Annotated in this window: 22 protein-coding genes; 9 read left to right on the forward strand and 13 right to left on the reverse strand. The window is 54.2% G+C overall.

Annotated features, from left to right (window positions below; translation table 11 throughout):
- Positions 1-56: 56 nt before the first annotated feature.
- Positions 57-977 (reverse strand): bifunctional riboflavin kinase/FAD synthetase, encoded by a 921-nt coding sequence (ribF, locus tag ACNAU7_RS03505; protein WP_416300722.1) that lies wholly within the window; start codon positions 975-977, stop codon positions 57-59.
- 100 nt (positions 978-1,077) lie between these two features.
- Positions 1,078-1,449 (reverse strand): hypothetical protein, encoded by a 372-nt coding sequence (locus ACNAU7_RS03510; RefSeq protein ID WP_416300724.1) that lies wholly within the window; start codon positions 1,447-1,449, stop codon positions 1,078-1,080.
- A gap of 127 nt (positions 1,450-1,576) precedes the next feature.
- Here ACNAU7_RS03510 and ACNAU7_RS03515 point away from each other — a divergent pair, with 127 nt between their 5' ends.
- The 3 genes from ACNAU7_RS03515 (at position 1,577) to ACNAU7_RS03525 (ending at position 4,247) form a co-directional block, all read left to right on the forward strand.
- Entirely contained in the window at positions 1,577-2,458 is an 882-nt protein-coding gene (locus tag ACNAU7_RS03515; RefSeq protein WP_003749744.1) for a YoaK family protein, read from the forward strand.
- Positions 2,459-2,532: 74 nt separating this feature from the next.
- Positions 2,533-3,210 carry an OmpA family protein gene (locus ACNAU7_RS03520; RefSeq protein ID WP_416300727.1) on the forward strand — a complete coding sequence of 226 codons (678 nt, stop codon included), beginning with the start codon at positions 2,533-2,535 and terminating at the stop codon, positions 3,208-3,210.
- A gap of 104 nt (positions 3,211-3,314) precedes the next feature.
- Positions 3,315-4,247 carry an AEC family transporter gene (locus ACNAU7_RS03525; protein WP_416300729.1) on the forward strand — a complete coding sequence of 311 codons (933 nt, stop codon included), beginning with the start codon at positions 3,315-3,317 and terminating at the stop codon, positions 4,245-4,247.
- A 63-nt stretch (positions 4,248-4,310) separates the two neighbouring features.
- On the opposite strand, the gene xth is transcribed toward ACNAU7_RS03525, so the two are convergent.
- Both xth and ACNAU7_RS03535 read right to left on the reverse strand, forming a co-directional pair.
- Complete coding sequence (xth, locus tag ACNAU7_RS03530; protein WP_416300731.1) at positions 4,311-5,081, reverse strand: exodeoxyribonuclease III; 771 nt, start codon at positions 5,079-5,081, stop codon at positions 4,311-4,313.
- Positions 5,082-5,140: 59 nt separating this feature from the next.
- Positions 5,141-5,422 carry an ArsR/SmtB family transcription factor gene (locus ACNAU7_RS03535; protein WP_127207158.1) on the reverse strand — a complete coding sequence of 94 codons (282 nt, stop codon included), beginning with the start codon at positions 5,420-5,422 and terminating at the stop codon, positions 5,141-5,143.
- Between the two features lie 267 nt (positions 5,423-5,689).
- Here ACNAU7_RS03535 and ACNAU7_RS03540 point away from each other — a divergent pair, with 267 nt between their 5' ends.
- Positions 5,690-5,929, forward strand: coding sequence for a hypothetical protein (locus tag ACNAU7_RS03540; protein ID WP_416300733.1), 240 nt, complete (start codon positions 5,690-5,692; stop codon positions 5,927-5,929).
- A 230-nt stretch (positions 5,930-6,159) separates the two neighbouring features.
- On the opposite strand, the gene nadC is transcribed toward ACNAU7_RS03540, so the two are convergent.
- Both nadC and ACNAU7_RS03550 read right to left on the reverse strand, forming a co-directional pair.
- Positions 6,160-7,041, reverse strand: coding sequence for a carboxylating nicotinate-nucleotide diphosphorylase (gene nadC, locus ACNAU7_RS03545; protein ID WP_416300735.1), 882 nt, complete (start codon positions 7,039-7,041; stop codon positions 6,160-6,162).
- Positions 7,042-7,116: 75 nt separating this feature from the next.
- A complete protein-coding gene (locus tag ACNAU7_RS03550) occupies positions 7,117-8,055 on the reverse strand; it encodes an NUDIX hydrolase (RefSeq protein ID WP_127254402.1) in 939 nt (312 codons plus the stop codon).
- A 305-nt stretch (positions 8,056-8,360) separates the two neighbouring features.
- On the opposite strand from ACNAU7_RS03550, the gene nadA reads away from it, so the two are divergent.
- Together nadA and nadB are read left to right on the forward strand one after the other, a co-directional pair.
- On the forward strand, positions 8,361-9,473 hold the full coding sequence (gene nadA / locus ACNAU7_RS03555; protein ID WP_416300738.1) for a quinolinate synthase NadA: 1,113 nt from the start codon (positions 8,361-8,363) through the stop codon (positions 9,471-9,473).
- A 51-nt stretch (positions 9,474-9,524) separates the two neighbouring features.
- Complete coding sequence (gene nadB / locus ACNAU7_RS03560; RefSeq protein WP_416300740.1) at positions 9,525-11,033, forward strand: L-aspartate oxidase; 1,509 nt, start codon at positions 9,525-9,527, stop codon at positions 11,031-11,033.
- Between the two features lie 331 nt (positions 11,034-11,364).
- On the opposite strand, the gene pgmB is transcribed toward nadB, so the two are convergent.
- From pgmB to ACNAU7_RS03575, 3 genes are all read right to left on the reverse strand, one after another.
- Positions 11,365-12,030 carry a beta-phosphoglucomutase gene (gene pgmB, locus ACNAU7_RS03565; RefSeq protein WP_416300742.1) on the reverse strand — a complete coding sequence of 222 codons (666 nt, stop codon included), beginning with the start codon at positions 12,028-12,030 and terminating at the stop codon, positions 11,365-11,367.
- Between the two features lie 12 nt (positions 12,031-12,042).
- Positions 12,043-14,301 (reverse strand): glycoside hydrolase family 65 protein, encoded by a 2,259-nt coding sequence (locus ACNAU7_RS03570; RefSeq protein ID WP_416300744.1) that lies wholly within the window; start codon positions 14,299-14,301, stop codon positions 12,043-12,045.
- Positions 14,302-14,377: 76 nt separating this feature from the next.
- A complete protein-coding gene (locus ACNAU7_RS03575) occupies positions 14,378-15,730 on the reverse strand; it encodes an SLC45 family MFS transporter (protein WP_036493892.1) in 1,353 nt (450 codons plus the stop codon).
- Positions 15,731-16,072: 342 nt separating this feature from the next.
- Between ACNAU7_RS03575 and ettA the strand changes: the two genes are divergently transcribed.
- A complete protein-coding gene (gene ettA, locus ACNAU7_RS03580; protein ID WP_416300747.1) occupies positions 16,073-17,749 on the forward strand; it encodes an energy-dependent translational throttle protein EttA in 1,677 nt (558 codons plus the stop codon).
- A 59-nt stretch (positions 17,750-17,808) separates the two neighbouring features.
- Here the strand turns inward: ettA and ACNAU7_RS03585 are convergent, their stop codons facing one another.
- From ACNAU7_RS03585 to ACNAU7_RS03595, 3 genes are all read right to left on the reverse strand, one after another.
- Positions 17,809-18,294, reverse strand: coding sequence for a phosphatidylglycerophosphatase A (locus tag ACNAU7_RS03585; protein ID WP_416300749.1), 486 nt, complete (start codon positions 18,292-18,294; stop codon positions 17,809-17,811).
- Positions 18,287-19,243, reverse strand: a complete 957-nt coding sequence (gene thiL, locus ACNAU7_RS03590; RefSeq protein WP_416300751.1) for a thiamine-phosphate kinase — start codon at positions 19,241-19,243, stop codon at positions 18,287-18,289. Before thiL ends, ACNAU7_RS03585 begins: the two co-directional genes overlap by 8 nt.
- Positions 19,244-19,608: 365 nt before the next feature.
- Positions 19,609-20,304: an OmpA family protein gene (locus ACNAU7_RS03595; RefSeq protein WP_025458266.1), complete on the reverse strand. Its 696-nt coding sequence runs from the start codon at positions 20,302-20,304 to the stop codon at positions 19,609-19,611.
- A gap of 363 nt (positions 20,305-20,667) precedes the next feature.
- Between ACNAU7_RS03595 and ACNAU7_RS03600 the strand changes: the two genes are divergently transcribed.
- A complete protein-coding gene (locus ACNAU7_RS03600; protein WP_196428343.1) occupies positions 20,668-21,618 on the forward strand; it encodes a CysB family HTH-type transcriptional regulator in 951 nt (316 codons plus the stop codon).
- Positions 21,619-21,742: 124 nt separating this feature from the next.
- Here ACNAU7_RS03600 and fnr read toward each other — a convergent pair whose 3' ends face one another.
- On the reverse strand, positions 21,743-22,477 hold the full coding sequence (gene fnr / locus ACNAU7_RS03605) for a fumarate/nitrate reduction transcriptional regulator Fnr (RefSeq protein WP_308027438.1): 735 nt from the start codon (positions 22,475-22,477) through the stop codon (positions 21,743-21,745).
- A 134-nt stretch (positions 22,478-22,611) separates the two neighbouring features.
- On the opposite strand from fnr, the gene hemN reads away from it, so the two are divergent.
- The gene (gene hemN, locus ACNAU7_RS03610) at positions 22,612-24,024 is read left to right on the forward strand and encodes an oxygen-independent coproporphyrinogen III oxidase (RefSeq protein ID WP_416300754.1); all 1,413 of its coding nucleotides are present in this window, start codon (positions 22,612-22,614) and stop codon (positions 24,022-24,024) included.
- The last annotated feature ends 25 nt before the right edge of the window (positions 24,025-24,049 follow it).

The raw sequence follows: 24,049 nt of genomic DNA on the forward strand, positions 1-24,049 counted from the left end.
TCCGAACAGTTAAAAGGTTGATTGTAGCCCAATCGGATGGTTTGTATAAGGTTTTTCTACCAACGCCTTGCGGCTTCCATATCGGCTTCAATCTGCCTTTTCAGTTCTTCCATACCGTCAAACTTTTCCTCATCGCGCAGTTTGTGCAGGAAGCGGACGTTCAGCCCCTGCCCGTACAAATCGCCTTGAAAGTCGAACAGGTGGACTTCAAGCTTTTGAGAACAGCCGCTATCAACAGTGGGATTGAAGCCGAAGCTCGCCACGCCGCGCCGCGTGCCGAACACGCCGTCCGCTTCGACGACAAACACGCCGCCGAGGGCATAACGGTGACCGGGCAGGCGGATGTTGGCGGTCGGGGCGTTTAAGGTGCGCCCGAGTTTTCTGCCGTGCACCACCCTGCCCCCCAAAACGTAGTCGTGCCCCAAAAGTTTTTTCGCATAGGCAAGGTTGCCGTCTGAAAGGGCTTGGCGGACGGCGGTGCTGCTGGTGCGGATGTCTTCGACGATGACGGAAGGCGTGCGCTCGGTTTGCATATCGGGCTGTTGTGCCAAAAGTTCAAAACAGCCTTCCCGCCCCGCACCGAAACGGAAATCGTCGCCGACGAGCAAATAGCGCGTATTCAAGGTTTGACGCAGCAGGCGGTCGATAAACCCCTGCGCGGATATTTCGGAAAAATTCCTGTCGAAACGCAAAACCCAGACGGCATCGACGCAGCCCGTGCCTTCCAGCAATTCCAGCTTGGTACGCAGGGGGCTGATGCGGCACGGCGGGGTTTTGCCGGTGCGGCTTGCAAAAAATTCTTTAGGTTGCGGTTCGAAAACGACGGCCACGACGGGTAATCCGCGCGTGTCGGCTTCGAGGCGGAGTTTTTGGAGGATGTGTTTGTGTCCGAGGTGCACGCCGTCGAAGTTACCTATGGTTACGGCGGCACCCTGTGGAAAGTCGGGCGCGTCATGCCGCCCCAGCCTGATTTTCATTGTTATGTTCGGGTATGTGATGAAACAGGCGGTCATTGTAAACGGTATTGCGGTTTATAGACAGTAGGCACGTTCAGACGGCATATACTGCCGCTTCTGACTACCACCAGGGACGGTAAAACGGATAGCCCCAATCGTCGTAATAGCGCGACAGGCGTACTTCTTTCAGCTGCTGTTGCGAGATGTAGTTCTGCCACGCCATTTTGTAACAGGCTTGGAACATGGGATCGGAAAGCTTTTCGGTATAGCGTGTTTTAAATATCTGTCTTTCGGCATCGGGCATGGGCGCATATCCTGAATCGAACTGACGGCGGATAAGCTGTGCAGTCTCGCGGTCGCATTGCGCTGCAAGGGCGACTTGCAGGTCCTGTTCGTAGCGTTGCTGTGCCTGACGGTATGCCGCCTGCTGTTCGGGTGTGGCGCAGGCAGTCAGTATGAGTATTGCGGCGGCGGCCGCGATGTATCGGCGCATGGTGTTCTACCCTCCTCGGAAACAGATTCAATGTACGCTCTTTTCAAAAATTTGTGAAGTTCGCCCCTAGATTGTTTTCGCTATAAAATGCGGTTCTTGAACATGCTTTCCGAACCGTCCGCCCATTATGAACGAATCCGACCGCCACGCCAAACACGCCCGCCGCAGCCGCCACCACATCCCGCCGTTTTGGCAGGCCGACCGCCCCTACCTGCACGAACACCACATTTCGGATGCGCGTTTCCGCCGATTGGGCTACATCATGTCGCTGCTGGCAGGCGCAATCAATGCCGGCGGTTTTTTTGCATTTGCCCGCTACACGTCGCACGTTACCGGCTCGATGTCGCTGCTGGCGGACATGGTATATCTGAAGCAATGGACGGCGGCAGCGGTGGCGATGGTCAGCGTGTTGTGTTTCATCGCGGGTGCGGCGCATTCGGGCTGGGTGATTTTATGGACGCAGCAAATGCGCTTTCGGGGCAGCTACGGGTTGTCGATGTGGCTGGAAGCGGTTTACCTGCTGGTTTTCGGCCTGTTCGGCATTACCGCGCTGCAATGGGATACGGACGGAGGCTTGGTCTTCCCTTCCCTCGCGCTGTTCTTGCTCTGCTTCATCATGGGGATGCACAACACAGTCATGACGCTTTTATCGGGCGGTGCCATCCGCTCGACCCACATGACGGGTACGGCGACCGACTTGGGCATCGAAATCTCACGCGCCCTGTATTACTCCAAAACCCACCATCCCCGCCTGCCGCACGTCCGCGTCAACAAACCCAAAATGTGGCTGCTCAGCGGCATGATGCAGGCCTTTCTGCTCGGCGGCATCATCGGTGCGTGGGGCTACCATAAAATCGGACACCACTTCGCCCTGCCCGTTTCGGCGGTATTGCTGATACTGGGTGCTGGCTCGGTCGGTTACGACGTCAAGGTCCGTTTTTTGTGGATATGGCGGAAGTTTCGGCGCAAATACCGACAAACCGGTGTTGTTTCGGGAAAAATCGGGTAATTTCAGGTTAACGCCGCTTATTTGGACGGCATGATTGTTTATCATCGGCCTTTATACCCGAAAAAGGACACATTATGGCTTTCTTCAAACCCTTTACCGTCGTGCTGACCGCATCCGCACTCGCGCTTTCCGGCTGCGTTGCCGACCCTGTAACCGGACAGCAGTCCCCAAGCAAATCCGCCATGTACGGTTTGGGCGGCGCGGCAGTATGCGGCATCGTCGGCGCACTGACCCACAGCGGCAAAGGCGCACGCAATTCCGCGCTTGCCTGCGGCGCAATCGGCGCGGGCATCGGCGGTTATATGGACTATCAAGAGCAGCGGCTCCGCCAAAGCCTTACCGGCACACAAGTCCAGGTTCAACGCCAAGGCAACCAGATTAAGCTGGTAATGCCCGAAAACGTTACCTTTGCCACAGGCAGCGCGGTTTTAAGCGACAATGCGCAATTTGCGCTGAATACTGCCGCACAAACGCTGGTGCAATATCCGGATACCACGCTGACCATCAACGGCCACACCGACAACACGGGTTCGGATGCCGTCAACAACCCGCTTTCCCAACACCGCGCCCAAGCGGTTGCCTACTATCTGCAGACGCGCGGCGTGGCGGCTTCGCGACTGGCGGTTTACGGCTACGGCTCGCATATGCCTGCCGCTTCCAACGCTACGGCTGAAGGCCGCGCACAAAACCGCCGCGTCGAAATCCTGATTAACCCCGACCAACGCGCCGTCAATGCCGCACGGCACATATAACGCGCCCTGCAACGCCAATGCCGTCTGAATGCTTTTCAGACGGCATTTCCGTATTTGCGCCCGCAGGCGTACAATCTTTCCCTTTTTTCTGACACGGTGATTCTATGGATACCGCCCTGCTCCTTGCAGGCAAAATCGCCGAACTGACACTGATTGTTTTTATGGGCATCGGTTTGGTGAAATCGGGGCTGCTCAAATCGGAAAACAGCTATCCGCTGTCGGTCATCGCCCTCTACCTCATCAGCCCGTCGGTAATGCTGCACGCCTTCCAAATCGGCTACACGCCCGAAGTGGCACAAGGTCTGCTGCTTTCAGTCAAGCTCGCCGTCCTCTTCCACATCCTGCTGATTGCCATCGGCAAAATCCTGAAAAAGCTGCTCAGGCTCGACAGTCTGGAACACGCCGCGATGGTGTACAGCAATTCGGGCAACCTGATTATTCCGCTGGTCATGTCCGTTTTCGGTTCGGAGTGGGTCATCTACACCGGCGGCTTCATCATCGTGCAAACCGTCCTGTTTTGGACGCACCTGCGCCTGCTGGTCTCGGGCAACGTCAGGCTTTCATGGAAAACCATCCTGACCAACATCAACATCCTCTGCATTTTTACCGGACTGCTGATGTTTGCCTTCCAAATCAAACTGCCCCGCCTGATGGACAACACCCTCGCCGCCGTCGGCAGCATGATCGGACCGGTTGCCATGATTGTTGCCGGAATGCTGATAGCCTCCGTGCCGCCGCACGCGCTTTTGTGTTCGGCAAGGCTATATGCCGTGGCATTCCTGCGGCTGATTCTGATTCCGCTGATACTGCTTGCCGTCGTCAAACTGTCGGGGCTGGCACACCTCAACGCCCTGTCCGAAACCGTCGTCCTCATCAGCTTTCTCGCCACCATCAGCCCATCGGCGGCAACCATCACGCAAATGGCGGTCGTATACGGCAACGACGCATGCAAGGCAAGCGCGATTTACGGCATCACTACCCTGCTGTGCGTCATCACCATGCCGCTGATGATTGCGCTTTACCGATACACGGTTTGAACCTTCAAACAAAGATGCCGTCTGAAACCCGAAAACGGTTTCAGACGGCATCTGCCTTTCATCCTACCAATCGAATTCCGCACACACGGGCGCGTGGTCGCTCGGACGCTCCAGCGCGCGCGTCTCCAAATCGACGCGGACATCCTTCAAAACGGCCGCCATTTCGGACGTAACCAATATATGGTCGATACGCAGGCCCAGTTTGCGCTGGAACATCGCGCCGCGATAGTCGAACCATGTGTAAAACGCACCTTCGGGATGGATATGGCGCAAACTGTCGGTCAATCCCAAATCCAGCAGATTTTGAAACCACTGCCGTTCGACGGACGAACAGTGGATTTTTTCATACCATTTTTCAGGGTCGTAACAGTCCGCATCGGCAGGCGCGATATTGAAATCGCCCAGCAGCACCAGTTTGCCGTAGCGGGTCATTTCGTCGCGGACAAATTCGGTTAATGCGGCAAACCACTGTTCCTTATATTTGAATTTGGGGCTGTCCAAAGCCTCGCCGTTGACGCAATAGACATTGATGACGCGCACGCCGCCGACGGTTGCCGCAATCACGCGCCGTTGCGGATCGTCCGGCAGGGAGGGCAAACCGAAATGCACGTCTTCCGGCGCGCTGCGGCTGACAATTGCCACGCCGTTGTAGGTTTTCTGCCCGCTCCAAACACAGTGCCAGCCCATCATCTGCAAGGCGGCGGCGGGAAACTTGTCCTGATCGAGCTTGAGTTCTTGTAAAACAAGGATATCCGGCGGATTATCGGCAAGCAGGTTTTGCACCTGCGGCAGACGTACATTGAGCGAATTGACGTTCCAAGTGGTGATTTTCATAACATTTCCGAAAAATGCTGTCTGAAACGTTCAGACGGCAAAAGGAAAGGATTCTAACACTATGCCACGCGTTTGTTTTCCAAATCGCGAACCGTGTGCAGAATCACCGCCGCGTCTTCGGAAATCAGGCGGTATTCGATAATGCGGTGGTAACGCGTAAAATCGACTAGACCTTCCACGCGCAGGCGGTTCAAATGGTTGGAAACTGCGGTAGCCGACAGGGATAAGGATTTTGCCAGTTCGACGATATTGCGTTCGCTGTCCAACAGTTGGATCAGTATCGCCATACGTTCGGGATGCGCCATAAGTTTGAGTATGGTGTGGAGCGGTATTGTGTTCATCGGTATTCCTAAAACCTTTTCCGCCCGCCAAGCGGATTGACGGGCGGCAGATATGGATGATTTTGATTATCTTTATAAATTATATTATAAATCAATTGTTTATGGCTCATTGTACAGGATTGTATGTTCCTTTTCCCACTATTTTTGCAAACAAGCGTAAAGACAGGCTTTCAGACGGCATAAAACTGCCGCCTCTGTCCTTTCCCCTGCCCTGCCGCCGAGCGGAATCATCCGTATTTTTTAAGAAAACCATTATGGATATTTTCCGTGAATCAAGGCCGTTCTGCGCGACAGGCTGTCCAACGCCAACATCCGGTTCGGCATTTCATCATCGCCGCCGACGATACGGGCAAGATGTGCATCGGTCGTGCCTTCCTAACGATGCACCGCATCCTCGACAAGAAAAACCAGATACATACCGATATGGCTTTAGCGTTGCCGACGGTAGTGAAAGACGCGGTGGTGGTATGTGCAGATATGGGTGCATTGGATAGGTGTTCCGGCTGACCGCTCCGTTAATGAAGTATCTTTCGGCTACCGTTCATCAAATGGTTCCAATGCCGAAATGCCTAAATTGCGCCTGCCTGAAATGCTGTTTTTTCTAAAGCATCACAACCTTCACGAAAAATGCCGTCTGAAGAATCTTTCAGACGGCATTTCCTCCTTGAGGCAATAACCGGATTACGGTTAAGCGGTTCCTTGCCTGACATATCAGACAGCCGCCTACACCCTAAAACTCACGCCACAAAATCCAGACCTATGTCCAACGAACGGCTGCTGTGGGTCAGATAGCCGAGGGCGATGCCGTCCACGCCGGTTTGTGCCACGCGCTTCAGTCGGTCGAAGCCGATGCCGCCCGATGCTTCGCAATAGAGGGTGTGGGGATGGACAGTTTGCGTGTGGCAGCGGTTTGCCGCTTCTTTCAGGGTTTCGTCGTCCATGTTGTCCAGCAAAATCCGTTCCGCGCCCGCTGCGATGGCTTCGTCCAGTTGTGCCAACGTGTCCACTTCGATTTCCACGCAGGTCAATGCTCCGACCACCTGTTTTGCCTGCCGAACGGCTTGGGCGATGCTGTCGCAATAGGCGAGGTGGTTGTCTTTGATGAGTACGGCATCGTCCAAACCCATGCGGTGGTTCACGCCGCCGCCCGCCCTGACGGCGTATTTTTGCAGGACGCGCAGCAGGGGGATGGTTTTGCGGCTGCACACGATATCTGTACCGTATTCGGCGACTTCGGCAACGGCACGCGCGGTGGCGGTGGCGATGCCGCTTAAGTGCGTGAGGTAGTTGAGCGCGGTGCGTTCGGCGGCGAGCAGGGCGCGGGCGTTGCCTTCGACGGCGGCAAGCGTCTGACCTGCGCGGACGGTTTGCCCGTCTTGGATTTCAGCTTGAAAGCGGACGGACGGATCCATCGTCTGAAAGGCGAGGCGCGCCAAGTCCATGCCGGCGATGACGCCGTTTTCGCGGCTGACGAGGAAGAGTTTGGCGGTTTTGTCAGGCGCGATGACGGCGGCGGACGTAATGTCGCCGCGCCTGCCCAAATCTTCGCTCAAGGCTTGTTCCACCATGGGGCGCAACAGGGTGTCGGGCAGGGGAAAAAGGGTGTTCTCAGACGGCATGGAGTTTCCTTTGTTGAAAAAGATGGATGTTGCACCGATGGGGCAAAACTTCATTTGATGCCGTCTGAAAACGGGCTAACGGCTGCCCAGCGGCAATCCGATGTCCGAAATCAGCCTGTCGGGCAGGACGTCATCGCGGAAGCGGCAAAGCTGCGCGGGACGGCCTTTGCTGCCCGATACGCCGGTATCCGACGGCTCGATGAGGTTTTGCTGCTGAATCTGACGGCGGAAGTTTTGCTTGTGCAGCAATCTGCCGCTGATGGCTTCGACACTGTTTTGCAGTTGCAGCAGCGTGAATTCGGGCGGCATCAGTTCAAAAATCACGGGGCGGTATTTGATTTTGGCGCGCAGGCGAGACAGGGCGGTCGCCAGTACGCGGCGGTGGTCGTGGCGCATGGGCTGCCCCGTAAGCGCGAAGTCGAAGTTTGCCTGCGGCTCGGCGGCCTCCGCTATCAGGCCGCTTTCATACAACATTTCATAGCGTTGCAAAACGTATTCTTCCGACCAGTTTTCCGGTTCGACCCCCCAACACAAATGAATGCGCTTGAGCCGCATTTGACGCACTTCCTCCGTGTCCGCCGAGTTTGCCCAAATGCGCAGTCGGCTGACGACGGCGTCGCGCTGTCCGCCGTCGGTGCGCAAGTCTTCCCACGGGAAATAGCCGTAGCAGTCCTGCCATTTCGCGTCGGGATGCAGGATGCTGTCGGCTGCCTCGCGCACCAGCCCCAAATAGCTGACGTACAAGACGGGCATGCCGTGTTCGTTGCGGCGGTGGGTATCGACAAAGGTGTAAAGCTGTTCCACATAGCCCATAGGCTGCGAAGTCTGCTTGGCGACCCACAGCTTCACGCCCGCCTGCAGGGAATTGCGCAGGGGGGAGAGCGGGCCGTTGGGCAGGAGCGTGCCTTGGGCGACGGTCAATACCCGCAGGCCGCCGTCGGTAACGGCAATCAATACGGGAACCAACTCGACGATGCTTTGCGGCGGGGCTTCGGCTTCGGGGTAGGCATCCATGCTCGGCTTTCTGCGGTTGGGAAAGGCTTTATTGTATAGTGGATTAAATTTAAACCAGTACAGCGTTGCCTCGCCTTGCCGTACTATTTGTACTGTCTGCGGCTTCGTCGCCTTGTCCTGATTTTTGTTAATCCACTATAAACCAAAGCGGCTTGTCGGAACAAGCAGGTCGGTTTTGCGGTATCGCAAACCTGTTTTCAGACGACCTTGCATATTATACTCAAGTTGAGCATAATGTAAAAACAGTTTGAAAAACAGACAGCAAACCTTCATGCCGCCTCAAAAACCAGCTACAAGGAAACATCATGCAAACCGCCGCCCGCCGCTCGTTCGACTACGATATGCCCCTCATCCAAACGCCGACTTCCGCCTGCCAAATCCGTCAGGCGTGGGCGAAGGTTGCCGATACGCCCGACCGCGAGACGGCAGGCCGTCTGAAAGACGAAATCAAGGCTTTGCTGGAGGAGAAAAACGCGGTTTTGGTGGCGCATTATTATGTTGACCCGCTGATTCAGGATTTGGCTTTGGAAACGGGCGGATGTGTGGGCGATTCGCTGGAAATGGCACGCTTCGGCGCGGAACACGAAGCCGGTACATTGGTGGTGGCGGGCGTGCGATTCATGGGTGAGAGCGCGAAAATCCTCTGCCCTGAAAAAACGGTGCTGATGCCTGATTTGGAAGCGGAATGTTCTTTGGATTTGGGCTGTCCGGAAGAGGCGTTTTCGGCGTTTTGCGACCAACACCCCGACCGCACGGTGGTGGTGTACGCCAACACTTCCGCCGCCGTGAAAGCGCGTGCCGATTGGGTGGTAACGTCTTCGGTGGCGTTGGAAATCGTGTCGTATCTGAAATCGCGCGGCGAGAAACTGATTTGGGGACCCGACCGCCACCTCGGCGACTACATCCGCCGCGAAACGGGCGCGGATATGCTGTTGTGGCAGGGTTCGTGCATCGTCCACAACGAATTCAAAGGGCAGGAGCTGGCGGCGTTGAAGACGGAACACCCCGACGCGGTGGTGCTGGTTCATCCCGAATCGCCGCAAAGCGTCATTGAACTGGGCGACGTGGTCGGCTCGACCAGCAAACTGCTGAAAGCCGCCGTATCGCGTCCCGAAAAAAAATTCATCGTGGCAACCGATTTGGGCATCCTGCACGAAATGCAAAAGCAGGCGCCCGACAAAGAATTTATCGCCGCCCCGACGGCAGGCAACGGCGGAAGCTGCAAAAGCTGCGCGTTCTGCCCGTGGATGGCGATGAATTCGCTGGGCGGCATCAAATACGCCCTGACAAGCGGACGCAACGAAATACTGTTGGACAGGAAGCTGGGCGAAGCCGCCAAACTGCCTTTGCAGCGTATGCTCGACTTCGCGGCAGGACTCAAACGCGGGGATGTGTTCAACGGCATGGGCCCCGCCTGATTTGCCGTCCATATTGCCGTTTCAGACGACCTCTCAAACAAGGACAACACCATGCAAACCGATTGCGACGTATTGATTGCCGGAAACGGGCTGGCGGCACTGACGCTCGCCCTGTCGCTGCCTGAATCGTTCTGCATCGTCATTTTGTGCAAAAACCGGCTGGACGACACCGCCAGCCGTCATGCGCAAGGCGGGATTGCGGCGGCGTGGTCGGGAGAGGACGACATCGAAAAACACGTTGCCGATACTTTGGAAGCGGGCGCAGGTTTGTGCAACGAAGCCGCCGTCCGCACCATCCTGTCGCAGGGCAAACCGGCAATCGAATGGCTGCTGGCGCAGGGCGTGGCGTTCGACCAAAATAATAACGGTCTGCACCTGACACGCGAAGGCGGGCACACCTGCCGCCGAATCGCCCACGTCGCCGACTACACGGGCGAAGCCGTCATGCAGAGCCTGATTACCCAAATACGCCGCCGCCCGAACATCCGCGTTTGCGAGCGGCAGATGGCGTTGGACATTCAAACCGAATCAGGTGCGGCGTGCGGACTGACCGTCCTCGACCGCCGAACGCAAGAAACCCACCGCATCCGCGCACTCCATACCGTACTCGCAGGCGGCGGCCTCGGACAAATTTACGCCGCCACCACCACGCCGCCCGAATGCACGGGCGACGCCATCGCCATGGCGATACGCGCAGGCTGCGCAGTCGAAAACCTCGAATTTATCCAATTCCACCCCACAGGCTTGGCAAGGCCGTCTGAAAACGGCCGCACCTTCCTGATTTCCGAAGCCGTGCGCGGCGAAGGCGGCATCCTGACCAACCAAGCGGGCGAACGGTTTATGCCGCATTACGACCGCCGCGCCGAACTCGCGCCGCGCGACATCGTTGCCCGCGCCATCGCCGCCGAAATCGCCAAACAAACGCAAGATTTCGTCTCGCTCGATATCAGCCATCAACCCGCAGCGTTCGTCCGCCGGCATTTCCCTTCCATCCATCGGTACTGTTTATCCCAATGCGGCCTGGACATCACGCGCCAAGCCATCCCCGTCCGCCCCGTGCAGCACTACACCTGCGGCGGCATCCAAACCGACCCCTGCGGCAGAACCTCCCTGCCGCAGCTCTACGCCTTAGGCGAAACCGCCTGCACCGGCTTGCACGGAGCCAACCGCCTCGCCAGCAACTCCCTGCTCGAATGCGTCGTTACCGCCAGGCTTGCCGCCCAAACCATCGCGGACGGACAAGCGTTCCAAACCGCACCGCCCCAAAGGCCGTCTGAAAGCCCCACCGCCGAAGCAGGCATCTTTTCAGACGGCCTCCAAAACGCATTCAGCCGCCCCACCCTGCAAGCGTTCAACCAACGCCATCTGGGCATCCTCCGCAACGATACCGGCCTGCGCCGCGCCATCGCCCAGCTGCGGCTTTGGAAGCAAAACCAAACCGAACCGCACACCGCGTCCGAATACGAAAACCGCAACCTACTCGAATGCAGCCTCGCCGTCGCCCAAGCCGCATACAGGTGGAGACAGAACATCGGTGCGCATTTTAATAGTGATTGTTAAGGTTGACTGGTTAGAAAAAAAAATCGTTCAAATAAATTTGAATAGCATGGTTAAGAAATTGGCATTCAGTTTTTAGGGTTGCGTAAGTTGGGTTATCATTCTGTTCTATAGTGGATTAACAAAAATCAGGACAAGGCAACGAAGCCGCAGACAGTACAAATAGTACGGAACCGATTCACTTGGTGCTTCAGCACCTTAGAGAATCGTTCTCTTTGAGCTAAGGCGAGGTAACGCCGTACTGGTTTTTGTTAATCCACTATAAAAGCAGAAAGGCCGTCTGAAATATTTTTCAGACGGCCTTTTACTTCCTTGACACTTTATCTGACGTGCTTTACCTGCCCGACTGTTCCCACACGTTTTGCAGGTAGGCGTAGGTCAGCTCGGCGGTGCCGGACACCAGCGCGATGTCGCTGCCCAAGTCTTCGGCTTTGCCCACGCCGATGGGCAAGGCGCCGGCGGCTTTGATGGCGGCTACTCCTGCCGCTGCGTCTTCGATGCCGATGCAGCGGCGGATGTCCGCACCCACGCCCTCGGCAGCGGCGAGGAAGATGTCGGGGGCGGGTTTGGAATGCGCGACGGCAGCAGGGTCGGCAATGGCGTCGAAGAAGTGGGTCAGCCCCATGCGTTCGAGCAGGAACGGGCCGTTTTTACTGGCGGACGCGAGGGCGATTTTTTTGCCGTTTACTTTCAATGCTTCCAGCAGCGGCAAAATGCCGGGGTACACGTCTTCGGGTTTGACTGCCTGAATCATCTCGACGTAGTTGTCGTTTTTGTGGCGGGTCAGTTCGGCAAACTCGGCTTCGCCGACGGTTTTGCCGCCGTGTGCGAGGATGCGTTTGAGCGAATCGTCGCGCGACACGCCTTTGAGCTGCTCGTTAAACTTGCGGTCGATGCCGATGCCCAGTTCTTCGGCGAGCTTTTTCCATGCGCGGTAGTGGTATTCGGCGGTGTCGGTGATGACGCCGTCGAGGTCAAAGAGCACTGCGGTAAACGTCATTTTTCGCCCTCCTTATTTTTCCAACGCGACAGTGTGGCTGCCGTTGAGTGTGATGTCTTTGCCGTACACCTGCAAATCGAGCGGCTCGCCTTTGAGCAGGGTGAAGACGACGTTTTCTTTGCCGACTGCGACTTTAATCAGACGGCCTCGGTAGTTGATATGGAAGGCGTAGCCTGTCCAAGCACTCGGCAGGAACGGGGCGAAGCTGAGTTTGCCGCCCCAGGTTTTCATTTGGGCGAAACCTTGGACGATGGCGAGCCACGAGCCGGTCATGGAGGTGATGTGCAGGCCGTCTTCGGTGTCGTTGTTGTAGTTGTCCAAGTCCAGGCGGGCGGTGCGCTGGTACATTTCCACAGCTTTTTCTTCTTTGCCCAGTTCGGCAGCAAGAATAGAGTGGATACATGGCGACAACGAGCTTTCGTGCACGGTCATCGGTTCGTAGAAATCGAAGTTGCGACGTTTTTCGTCCATGTTGAAACGGTCGCCGAAGAAGTAGATGCCTTGCAATACGTCCGCCTGTTTGATGAAGGGCGAACGCAGGATTTTGTCCCACGACCATTTCTGGTTGAGCGGCAAATCATCGGGCGAAAGCGCGGACACGGGGCGGATGTCTTTGTCGAGGAAGCCGTCGTGCTGCACGAATACGCCGAGTTCTTCGTCATGCGGACGGTACATATTGGCGCTGATGTCCGCCCATTTTTCCAACTCGGCGGCACTCACGTTCAAATCGGGACGAGGGTATTTCGCCAAGGCCTCGCGGGTGTAGTCCAATACCCATGCGGCGAGGGTGTTGGTGTACCAGTTGTTGTTGATGTTGTTTTCGTATTCGTTCGGGCCGGTTACGCCGTGAATCATGTATTTGCCGTTGCGTTTGGAGAAGTGGACGCGGTCCGCCCAGAAGCGGGACACTTCGACCAAGACTTCCAAGCCTTCTTTGGCAAGATAGCTTTCATCGCCGGTGTAGTTGGTGTAGTTGTAGATGGCGTAAGGAATCGCGCCGTTGCGGTGGATTTCTTCAAAGGTAATTTCCCATTCGTTGTGGCACTCAATGCCCGTAAACGTTACCATCGGATAAAGTGCGCCCGCCAAGCCCTGTTCGCACGCGTTGTGTTGCGCCTGCGGCAGTTGGTTGCGGCGGTATTGCAGCAGGTTGCGGGTAACTTCGGGTTTAGCCAGCGCGAGGTAGAGCGGTACGGCGTAGGCTTCAGTATCCCAATAGGTTGCGCCGCCGTATTTTTCTCCGGTAAAGCCTTTGGGGCCGATGTTCAGGCGCGCGTCTTCGCCGTAGTAGGTGGAGAACAGTTGGAACAGGTTGAAGCGGATGCCTTGTTGCGCTTCGTCGCTGCCTTCGATGACCACGTCGGCGATTTCCCAACGGTGCAGCCAGCCTGCTTTGTGTGCGTCCAGCAAGGTTTCAAACGCAACGTCTGCGATTTTTTCCGACAAGGAGCGGCCTGCGGCTTTCACTGCGTCCAAGCCTTGATAATCGCGGCTGGTGGTAACAATCACGCGTTTTTCAAAGGTTTCGGGCGTGCCGCCGACTTCGGCTTCGAAAGAATTGGAGACCTGCCAGTCGGTTTGGCTGCCGCCGAGAGCTTTGAAGCTGCCGGCGAAGGTTTGCTCGGCGTTGACGATGAATTGTTCCACGCCGAAAGGATTGGCGACGGTTTGGGTGGCAATGTAGGAGAGGCCGTCTGAAACGCCTTTGTCCAATACCTGCCAGAATTTTTCTTCGTAGTTGGAGTCTTCGTTTTTCACGTCGGCGTCGATGATGGAATCGATGCGGACTTGGTGGGTTTTGCCGTCAACGGATACGGCTTCCCAGCGGATGAGAGCCAGCTCTTTTTGCGCGACGGACAGGAATTTGCACACATCGAAACGCACGCCGAATACGGTGAACGAGCGGCGCAACACGCCGTGCTGCATATCGAGTTCAACGGAGAAGTCGGCAACGTCGTTTTTCGCCAAGTCCACCTCTTGTCCGTCGACAAAGATTTTGACTTTGCTGAAATTGAGCGCATTGATGGCTTTGCCGAAATATTTAGGATAGCCGTTTTTCCACCAGCCGACGCGGGTTTTGTCGGGGAACCACACGCCGGCGATGTAGGTACCCAAGTGACTGTCGGCGGAGTAGGTTTCTTCAAAGTTGCCGCGCATGCCCATATAGCCGTTGCCCAAGCTGGTCAGGCTCTCTTGCAGCCGTTTGTGCTCTTTTTCCAGTTTTGTCGAACGCAGTGTCCAAGGGCTGACTTCCATGATTCTCGTGTACATTTATGAAGCTCCTGTTATTAAAATTGTCAGATCGGCAAAGGTTTCAGACGGCCTTTGCCGATGGTGTTGAAACGGATTATTCGCCGTGGGTCTCTTTAATCAGGCATACTGAGAAAGCCCCCATCAACAAGACTGCGCCGGCAACCAAGAACATGGTTGCCTGATGGCTGCCCAGCATAGGGAAGAGGACGAAACTCAGCAGCGAAGCGACGATTTGAGGCATACAGATAGAACCGTTGAACAGGCCCAAATAAGTACCCATGTGTTTGCCTGAGAGGGCATTGGTCACAATCGTCAAAGGATAGGTAATGATACCGGCCCACGCAATACCGATTAAGGTATAAGACAACACCAGCGCGTATTGGTTGCTGATGAAGAAAACGGAGAAGAAACCGAGCGCACCCAAAGCCAAGCAACCGAAATAACCGGCTTTATGGTATTTATTCGGTACTTTTGCCAGAATAAACGAGCAGATAACGGCAGCAATGGATTGTACCGCCGCCAAAACGCCGTACCAGTTGCCTGCTTCCTGATAGCCTACGGAAGAGGCATCGGTTGTCTGCCAAACGTTTTCCGCAATCGCGCCTGCCGAGTAAGTCCACATATATTGGAAGGCAAACCAGCAGAAGAATTGTACCAAAGTAACCGTCCAAAACGCTTTAGGCGCGGTTTTCAAAAGTTCGAACCAGTTGGCTTTTTCCTGATTCGCAGCGACGTCGATGCCGTGATAGCGGGCGTAGGTTTCCGGATCGTATTCCTTCACTTTGAAAATCGTGAACGCACTGGTAATAATCAGTAACGCCGCGCCCACATAGAATGCTACAACCACGGTCTGCGGCACAACGCCTTTTTCGGCCGTATTCGCCAAACCGATATACGCGAACACAAACGGCAGAATCGCCGCCACAACCGCGCCCGTATTCGCTAAGAAACTTTGAATCCCGTAGGCGTAGCTTTTCTGCTCCTCGTTGACCATGTCGCCGACCATCATCTTAAACGGCTGCATCGCCATATTCGACGACACGTCCAACAGCGCAATCATCAGCGCGCCAAACGACAAAGCCGCCAAAGAAGCGTAGCCAAAACCGAAGCTGCCCGAGTTGGGCATCAGAATCATCACGATGACCGCAATCAGCGTGCCGTAAAGCAGATAGGGCAGGCGGCGGCCACCCAGGCGCGGCATCCAAGTTCGGTCTGAGTAGTAGCCTACAATCGGCTGAACCAGCATACCGGCCAGCGGCGGCAGGATGAAAAACCAGCCTAAATTGTGCGGGTCTGCGCCTAGCGTTTGAAAAATTCGGCTCATTTGCGAGCTTTGCAGGGTAAAGGCCGTCTGAACGCCGAGATAGCCGAAGCTCAGCATCCAAATCGTACTTTTTGCCAGTGAGGGCAAACCTTGTTTTGTTGTTTTTTGCGTATGTTCAGACATGAGGCAAATCCTTATTTTAAAAGTATTTGTATTGGGAAATCTGAAGTTGTTTTTAGCGCGGTGTTTCTTTGTCGTTATTATTTGTTTATGTACTTTCAAGGATATAGGCGCATTTTATGGAGCATATCGATTATTGGCAACGTTTGTTCAAAGATAAACTGGCTTAAATCAAATTTTTTACGGTTTCGTGTTGAAAATTTTGGAGAATGAAAGCATTGGTTCGGTTTTGCTGCATATTGTGATGCTGATTTCTATTTTCAGACGGCATTTGAACAAGCAAGTATTTGAGCAATCGGTTAAAATGGGCCGTCTGAAATTTGTTTGACCGAATCGAGAAAAACCATGTCTCAACAATACGTCTATTCTATGCTGCGCGTGAGTAAGGTTGTGCCGCCGCAGAAAACCATCATTAAAGATATTTCCCTTTCCTTCTTCCCCGGCGCGAAAATCGGCCTGCTCGGTTTGAACGGCGCGGGCAAGTCCACCGTGCTGCGGATTATGGCGGGTGTGGATAAGGAATTCGAGGGCGAAGCCGTGCCGATGGGCGGCATCAAAATCGGCTATCTGCCGCAAGAGCCGGAGCTTGATCCTGAAAAAACCGTGCGCGAGGAAGTGGAAAGCGGTTTGGGCGAAGTGGCTGCGGCGCAGAAACGTTTGGAAGAAGTGTATGCCGAGTATGCCAATCCTGATGCGGATTTTGACGCGTTGGCAGAAGAGCAGGGCCGCTTGGAAGCGATTATTGCGGCGGGTTCGTCTACCGGCGGCGGTGCGGAACATGAATTGGAAATCGCTGCCGACGCGTTGCGCCTGCCTGATTGGGATGCCAAAATCGGCAATTTATCCGGCGGTGAAAAACGCCGTGTGGCTTTGTGCAAACTCTTGTTGAGCAAGCCCGATATGCTTTTGCTTGACGAGCCGACCAACCACTTGGACGCGGAATCTGTCGAATGGCTGGAGCAATTCTTGGTCCGCTTCCCCGGTACAGTCGTTGCGGTAACGCACGACCGCTACTTCCTCGACAACGCCGCCGAATGGATTTTGGAACTCGACCGCGGACACGGCATTCCGTGGAAAGGCAATTACTCGTCTTGGCTGGAGCAGAAAGAAAAACGTTTGGAAAACGAGGCGAAATCCGAAGCTGCGCGCGTGAAAGCGATGAAGCAGGAATTGGAATGGGTACGCCAAAATGCCAAAGGCCGCCAAGCCAAGTCCAAAGCGCGTCTGGCGCGTTTTGAAGAAATGAGCAACTACGAATACCAAAAACGCAACGAAACTCAGGAAATCTTTATCCCTGTTGCCGAACGTTTGGGTAACGAAGTAATTGAATTTGTGAACGTTTCCAAATCGTTTGGCGATAAAGTGCTGATTGACGATTTGAGCTTTAAAGTACCTGCGGGCGCGATTGTCGGCATCATCGGTCCGAACGGCGCGGGTAAATCTACGCTGTTTAAAATGATTTCAGGCAAAGAGCAGCCTGATTCCGGCGAAGTGAAAATCGGTCAAACCGTGAAAATGAGCTTGATTGACCAAAGCCGCGAAGGTTTGCAAAACGACAAAACCGTGTTCGACAACATCGCCGAAGGCCGCGACATTTTGCAGGTTGGTCAGTTTGAAATTCCCGCCCGCCAATATTTGGGTCGTTTCAACTTTAAAGGCAGCGACCAAAGCAAAATCTCAGGTCAATTGTCAGGCGGCGAACGCGGACGTTTGCACTTGGCGAAAACCTTGTTGAGCGGCGGCAATGTGTTGCTGCTGGACGAACCGTCTAACGACCTTGATGTAGAAACCCTGCGCGCGCTGGAAGACGCATTGTTGGAATTTGCCGGCAGCGTGATGGTGATTTCGCATGACCGTTGGTTCCTCGACCGCATCGCCACGCATATCTTGGCTTGCGAGGGCGACTCCAAATGGGTGTTCTTCGACGGCAACTATCAGGAATACGAAGCCGACAAGAAACGCCGTTTGGGCGAAGAAGGCGCGAAACCGAAACGGATTAAATATAAACCGGTAACGCGTTAACCTCCGAAACAATGCCGTCTGAAAGGCTTTCAGACGGCATTTTTACAAGGCAGCACCGTTTAAAACAGCATTGCAATCCTCAAGACAATCAAGGTCATCACCGCAGCCGCCATATCGTCCGCCATAATGCCCAAACCGCCGTGCAGGTTTTTGTCAAACCAACCGACGGGGGACGGTTTGAGCGCGTCAAACAGACGGAACAGAACAAATGCCGCCAGCCACCACGTCCACCTGAACGGCACAAACGCCAGCACAAACATCATCGCAACGATTTCATCCCACACGATGCCGCCGTGGTCGGATACGCCGCTTTCCTTTTCCGCACACGCGCAAATGCGTATGCCCCAAACAAACAACACGGCGCACAACAATGCCAGCAGCCATCCGTCCACACCCGCCAATATCAGCACAAATGCCAAAGGCAGTGCCGCCAAAGTACCGAATGTTCCCGGCGCAAACGGAGCCAGCCCGCTGCCGAAACCGAAAGCCAAAAAACGCAAGGGACGCTGCCGCAGCCACGCCCAATCAGGTTTAAAGTCAGCCAAAATGATCGAATCCTAAAGAATGTAGTTCCAATTCCCTGCCGCCGGCATCTAAAACCTTCAGACGGCATTCCCCATTGATTTTACCGATACGAGTTACCGGCACGCCGCATCGTTCTGCTGCGGCAAGCACGCTTTCGCGGCAACTTTCCGATGCGGTAAATACCAGTTCGTAATCATCGCCGCCGGCCAAAGTATAAGACAGCCATTGCGCTCGGGGCAAAATATCTTTCAATACGGATAAAGACGGCAGCGAATCGGCCCAAATTTCCGCCCCAACGCCGGAAGCGGTCAGGATATGCCCCAAATCTTGCGCGAGGCCGTCTGAAACATCCTGCGCCGCCCGGGCAAATGGCAACAGCGCAAGCCCCAGCCCAACCCTTGGCTCGGGGCGGAGCAGCTTTTGTTCGCATTCGGCAAATACATCATCCGGCAACACACACCGTTTCAGACGGCAGTTCAAAGCCGCAGCCGCCATACCGACACGCCCCGACACCCAAATATCGTCGCCCGCAACCGCCGCATCACGCCGCAACGCCCTACCCTTCGGCAATTCGCCGATAATGGTTACATTGAACGCCATATCGCCCTTGGTCGTATCGCCGCCGATTAACGTTACGCCAAACTTTTTTGCCAAACCGAAAAAGCTGCCGCAAAACCGTTTCAGCCATACCTCATCCAATTCGGGCAACGCCGCACTTAACAACACCCAACGCGGCATCGCACCCATCGCCGCCATATCTGAAATATTGACGGCCAAAACCTTCCAAGCCAAGTCTTCAGGTTTGACATCTGCAAAAAAATGCCTGTCCTTCAAAAGCATATCCGCACTGAAACACAAATCGAAGCCTTCACGCGGGCGGACAATCGCCGCATCGTCGCCTATGCCCAATACGACATCCTTATCCGCACCTGTTTGCAAATACCGTTTGATGAAGTCAAATTCTTTCATGTCGCAAAATATCCGAACGCACCGCCATGTTGATTTTTATTAATCTGCTGTATTTTACACAGTACCGCACATAAAACGCAGCACCGCGTACAGCACTGATTTGAGAGAGTTTGTTCCCTCACAAACAAATCCAAATTCTATCGCCTTCAAAACCGGAGTTTCAAGACACCAGGAAGATTTTGATGGAGCATAAACCCTACCCCATATTCTGACAATAACCGTTTCCTCAAGCATCCTAAAAACAAACCCCGCAAAAGCGGGGTTTGTTTTGTTTCATCAGAACCGATTAGAGTTTGATACGTAAACCTCTTCTCTTATACAGGAGAGGAATCCAACCCTACCCATCGGCAAGATGCTTTTAAAGCTTATTGTTGGGTGTGAACATGAGCCGGAGCAACCTGACGGGTTACGATGCTGCGGATTTTCACGTCAACACGGCGGTCAGGTTCGATACATGCAATCAGAGCCTCACGTTTTTTGGCTTTAGAGGCTTTTGCACCCAGTTTGGCAACTTCAGCTTCACAAACTTGAGTCATTTGCGCTTGAGATTCGCCCAAGCCGACAGCAGAAGTTTTAGAAGCAGGCACACCGTTGCTGACCAGGTAGTTTGCCACTACGTTGGCGCGACGCTCGGACAGAGCCTGGTTGTATTTTTCAGAACCCATGAAGTCGGTATGACCTTCAACACGTACGGATTGTACGTTGGTTTGACCCAGGCGTTGGGCCAATACTTTCAGGTTGTCTTGGGCTTCGGCACGCAGTACGTCTTTGTCGAAACCGAACAGGGTTTTGGCAGACAGAGAAACGGTTTCGTCAACATATTGCGGAGCCTGCTCTACAACAGCAACAGGAGCCGGTTCAACTGCATCGCCACACTCTACGCGACCTTGGGTTGCTTTGTCGAAGTAAGTGTTTTTCCAGCATTCGCCGTAGTTGTTGCGTACGACTTCTTGTGATTGGCCGCTCACGGTATAACCGTGGATATGGGCTTCGCTCGCCATAGCAGTGCCGGAAGCGAGCAATGCAACGAATAATGCGCTTAATTTCAGCTGTTTGGTCATTTTATTCCCTCATTAAATTTGTACAGCAGATACAGAAGCAACTGCTGAATTGCCAACATACAGGCCGCTGTAGAAACATGGCGGCAAATCGGATATTTCAGTCTCCACTATAAAGAAGCAGGGGGCGGACTGTCAATACTCAACGCCTGAAAACAACCGTAAAACAGCCTGTTTCCTGATAGTCTATCATGCCGAAAAATCAATTCCGTGTCATTACTTTAGGGGGATTTTTTCCATATCGCACGATTGCCGTTGCACAAAAACAACAAACACAACGGCAAAGCCCCATACCGTAACGGCAAGAAAATATGATAAATTATAAACAATGTTCAGCCACCCGACACAGACCCACACCGACCCGACATGAAATTACAGCAATTAAAATACGCCTTAGAAGTTTACCGGCACAACCTGAACGTTTCCGAAGCGGCCGAAGCCTTATTCACATCACAACCCGGCATCTCCAAACAAATCAAATTGCTGGAAGAAGAAATCGGCATTCAGATTTTTATCCGCAGCGGCAAGCGCGTGGTTTCGGTCTCGCAGCCGGGCAAGGTGGTTTTGGATATTGCAGAACGTATTTTGCGCGATGTTCAGAACATTAAAAATATCGGCAGCGAGTTTACCGGACACGACAGCGGCTCGCTGACGGTTGCTACGACGCATACTCAGGCGCGTTATGCCCTACCGTTGATTGTTGCCGATTTCGTGAAACGCTACCCGAAAGTCAATCTGACCATCAAACAGGGAAGCCCTGCCGCCATCGCACGTATGGTTACATCAGGCGAGGCGGATTTGGCGATTGTTACGGAACGTATAGACGACCACCCCGAATTGGGAAGACTTTCCTGCTACGACTGGACACACGCGGTAATTGTGCCGAACGACCATCCGCTGCTCGAATGCAGGAATCCCCTCCGTATTGAAGATTTGGCGAGGTTTCCGCTGATTACTTATGAATTTGCATTCAATGCGGGCAGCAGCATCGCGCGGGCATTCGCCAAAGCCCGTTTGGAACGGCCGGATGTCGCATTGGCGGCGGCGGATACGGACGTATTGAAGACTTATGTGCGCTTGGGTTTAGGCGTGGGACTGATGGCGAAAATGGCGTACAACCCGGATACGGACGGCGATTTGCAGCTTGTGGATGCAGCACACCTGTTCGAGCCGTCGCCGACGTGGATTGCTTTGCGCAACGATACTTATTTGCGCGGATATGCGTATGACTTTATCCAATCGTTTGCACCGCACCTGACCCGTGAAAAGGTGGACAAAATCCTGTACACACCCGTCAGCGAAGATTTCTCTATTTAGTGTTTTCCCTTCAGACGGCATTTTGTCTGTAAAACAAAGACAGGATATTTGCTTTCCCATACTATCTGAAATTATGGGAAGAACAAATATCCTGCCTATATGCATTATCCTGGACGACAATGGCTCAAATGGCGTGCGAACAGCCAGACACCATTTTTTTCAACACCTGCAGATTGAGGATCTTGATGTGTTTGTGTTCGACGGAAATCAATCCTTCCTGATGGAACTTGGATAATGTGCGGCTGACGGTTTCAAGTTTCAGCCCGAGATAACTGCCGATTTCTTCGCGGGACATTCTTAAGATGAAATCGTTGGCGGCGAAACCGCGCGAGTAGAGCCTTTGGGAAAGGTTCAGCAGGAAGGCGGCAATCCGCTCTTCGGCGCGCATATTGCCCAACAGCAGCATAACACCTTGGTCGCGCACGATTTCACGACTCATCATACGGAAGAAGTGTGTACGCAGGCTGGGGATATTCTGCCCCAGTTCTTCGATGTGGGTAAACGGCAGTTCACACACTTCGCTGTCTTCCAAGGCGACCGCATCGCAACTGTGTACATGGGAACAGATGCCGTCCATACCGATGAGTTCGCCCGACATAAAAAAACCCGTTACCTGATCGCGTCCGTCCTGACTGGCGACGGTTGTTTTGAAGAAACCCGAACGGATGGCAAAGAGCGAGGTAAAGGCTTCGCCGGCACGGAACAGGTATTCGCCTTTTTTCAGGCGGCGGCTCTGGCGGATGACGGCATCGAGTTGGCTGAACTCGTTGGGCAGCAGCCCGACAGGCAGGCAGAGTTCCCTCAGGGAACAGGAAGAACACAGCGTTTTCATCTGATGTGTAGTATTATGCGGAGCCATACCGTACCTTTTTGTGCGTTTTGCCCCATCCCGATTGTGTATTTGTTGACACATATCAAGACAGGTTTATCATACGGCGGCATTTTACCAAACTATCCAAAATTTGACGAACATCATAAAATCGAACACGCACCATGAAAATTATACAGATACAGAACAATCACAATACCCGTCCCGAGTTTGACCGCGAGCTGATTGCCGGCCTCCCGTCCAGCGGCCCGCGCTACACCTCCTACCCTACCGCAGACCGTTTCCACGGCGGTTTCCGCGAAAAGGAATATCTCGAAGCCCTGCATTCGCGCGGCGCGGATGCGTCAAACAAACCGCTCTCCCTTTACATCCACATCCCCTTTTGCAATACCATCTGCTACTACTGCGGCTGCAACAAAATCATTACCAAAGACAAAAGCCGCGCCGATGCCTATATCGAATATCTTGAAAAAGAAATGAAGCTGCTTGCCCCGCATTTGGGCGGGCGGCACCAGCTTGCCCAACTGCACTTCGGCGGCGGCACGCCGACTTTTTTGAGCGACAATCAGTTGGAACGCGTCTTTGAGATGATACGGAAATATTTCCAACTGATTCCGGACGGGGAATACTCCATCGAAATCGACCCGCGCAAAGTCAGCCGGGAAACCGTCCTCAAACTGGGCAGACTCGGCTTCAACCGTATGAGTGTGGGCATTCAGGATTTCGACCCCAAAGTGCAGGCGGCGGTCAACCGCATCCAAAGTTACGAAGAAACCAAAGAAGTCATCGATGCCGCCCGTGAGGCAGGGTTCAAATCCGTCAGCGTCGATTTGATTTACGGCCTGCCGTATCAGACTTCCGAAAGCATCAAAACCACCATCGATACTGTTTTGTCGCTCGATCCCGACCGGCTCGCCCTTTATCACTACGCCCACCTGCCGCATGTTTTCAAACCACAACGCCGCATCGATACCGCCGCCGTTCCCGGCAGCGAGGAAAAACTCGATATGCTGCAATACTGCGTCCAAACCCTGACCGAACGCGGCTACGTCTTCATCGGTATGGACCATTTTGCCAAGCCGGACGACGAATTGTCTGTCGCCCTCGAAAAAGGATTGCTGCAACGCAATTTCCAAGGTTATTCGACCTATGCGGATTGCGACCTGGTTGCCATCGGCGTGTCGTCCATCGGTAAAATCGGCAATACCTACTCCCAAAACGAACGCGACATCGATGCCTACTATGCCGCCATCGACGAAGGCAGACTGCCCGTTATGCGCGGTTATCAGCTCAATCAGGACGATATCCTGCGCCGCAATATCATTCAGGATTTGATGTGCCGTTTCGCGCTCGACTACCGCGTTTACGAAGACATATCCGGCACTCCGTTCGACCGTTACTTCAAAGACGAACTCGCCGATTTGGAAAAACTTGCAGATTTGGGACTCGTCAGCCTGAACAAGCAGGGGCTGACCGTTACCCCGAAGGGTCGCTTCCTCATCCGCAACATCGCTATGGTGTTCGACCACCACTTGCGCCACAAGGAAACCAAGGCGAAATATTCGCAAACGGTGTGATTGCGGCTAACGTACAAATGCCGTC

This window comes from Neisseria sp. LACPHL-SPEC-2024-00856 (assembly GCF_047915665.1).
Lineage (GTDB): Bacteria > Pseudomonadota > Gammaproteobacteria > Burkholderiales > Neisseriaceae > Neisseria > Neisseria polysaccharea.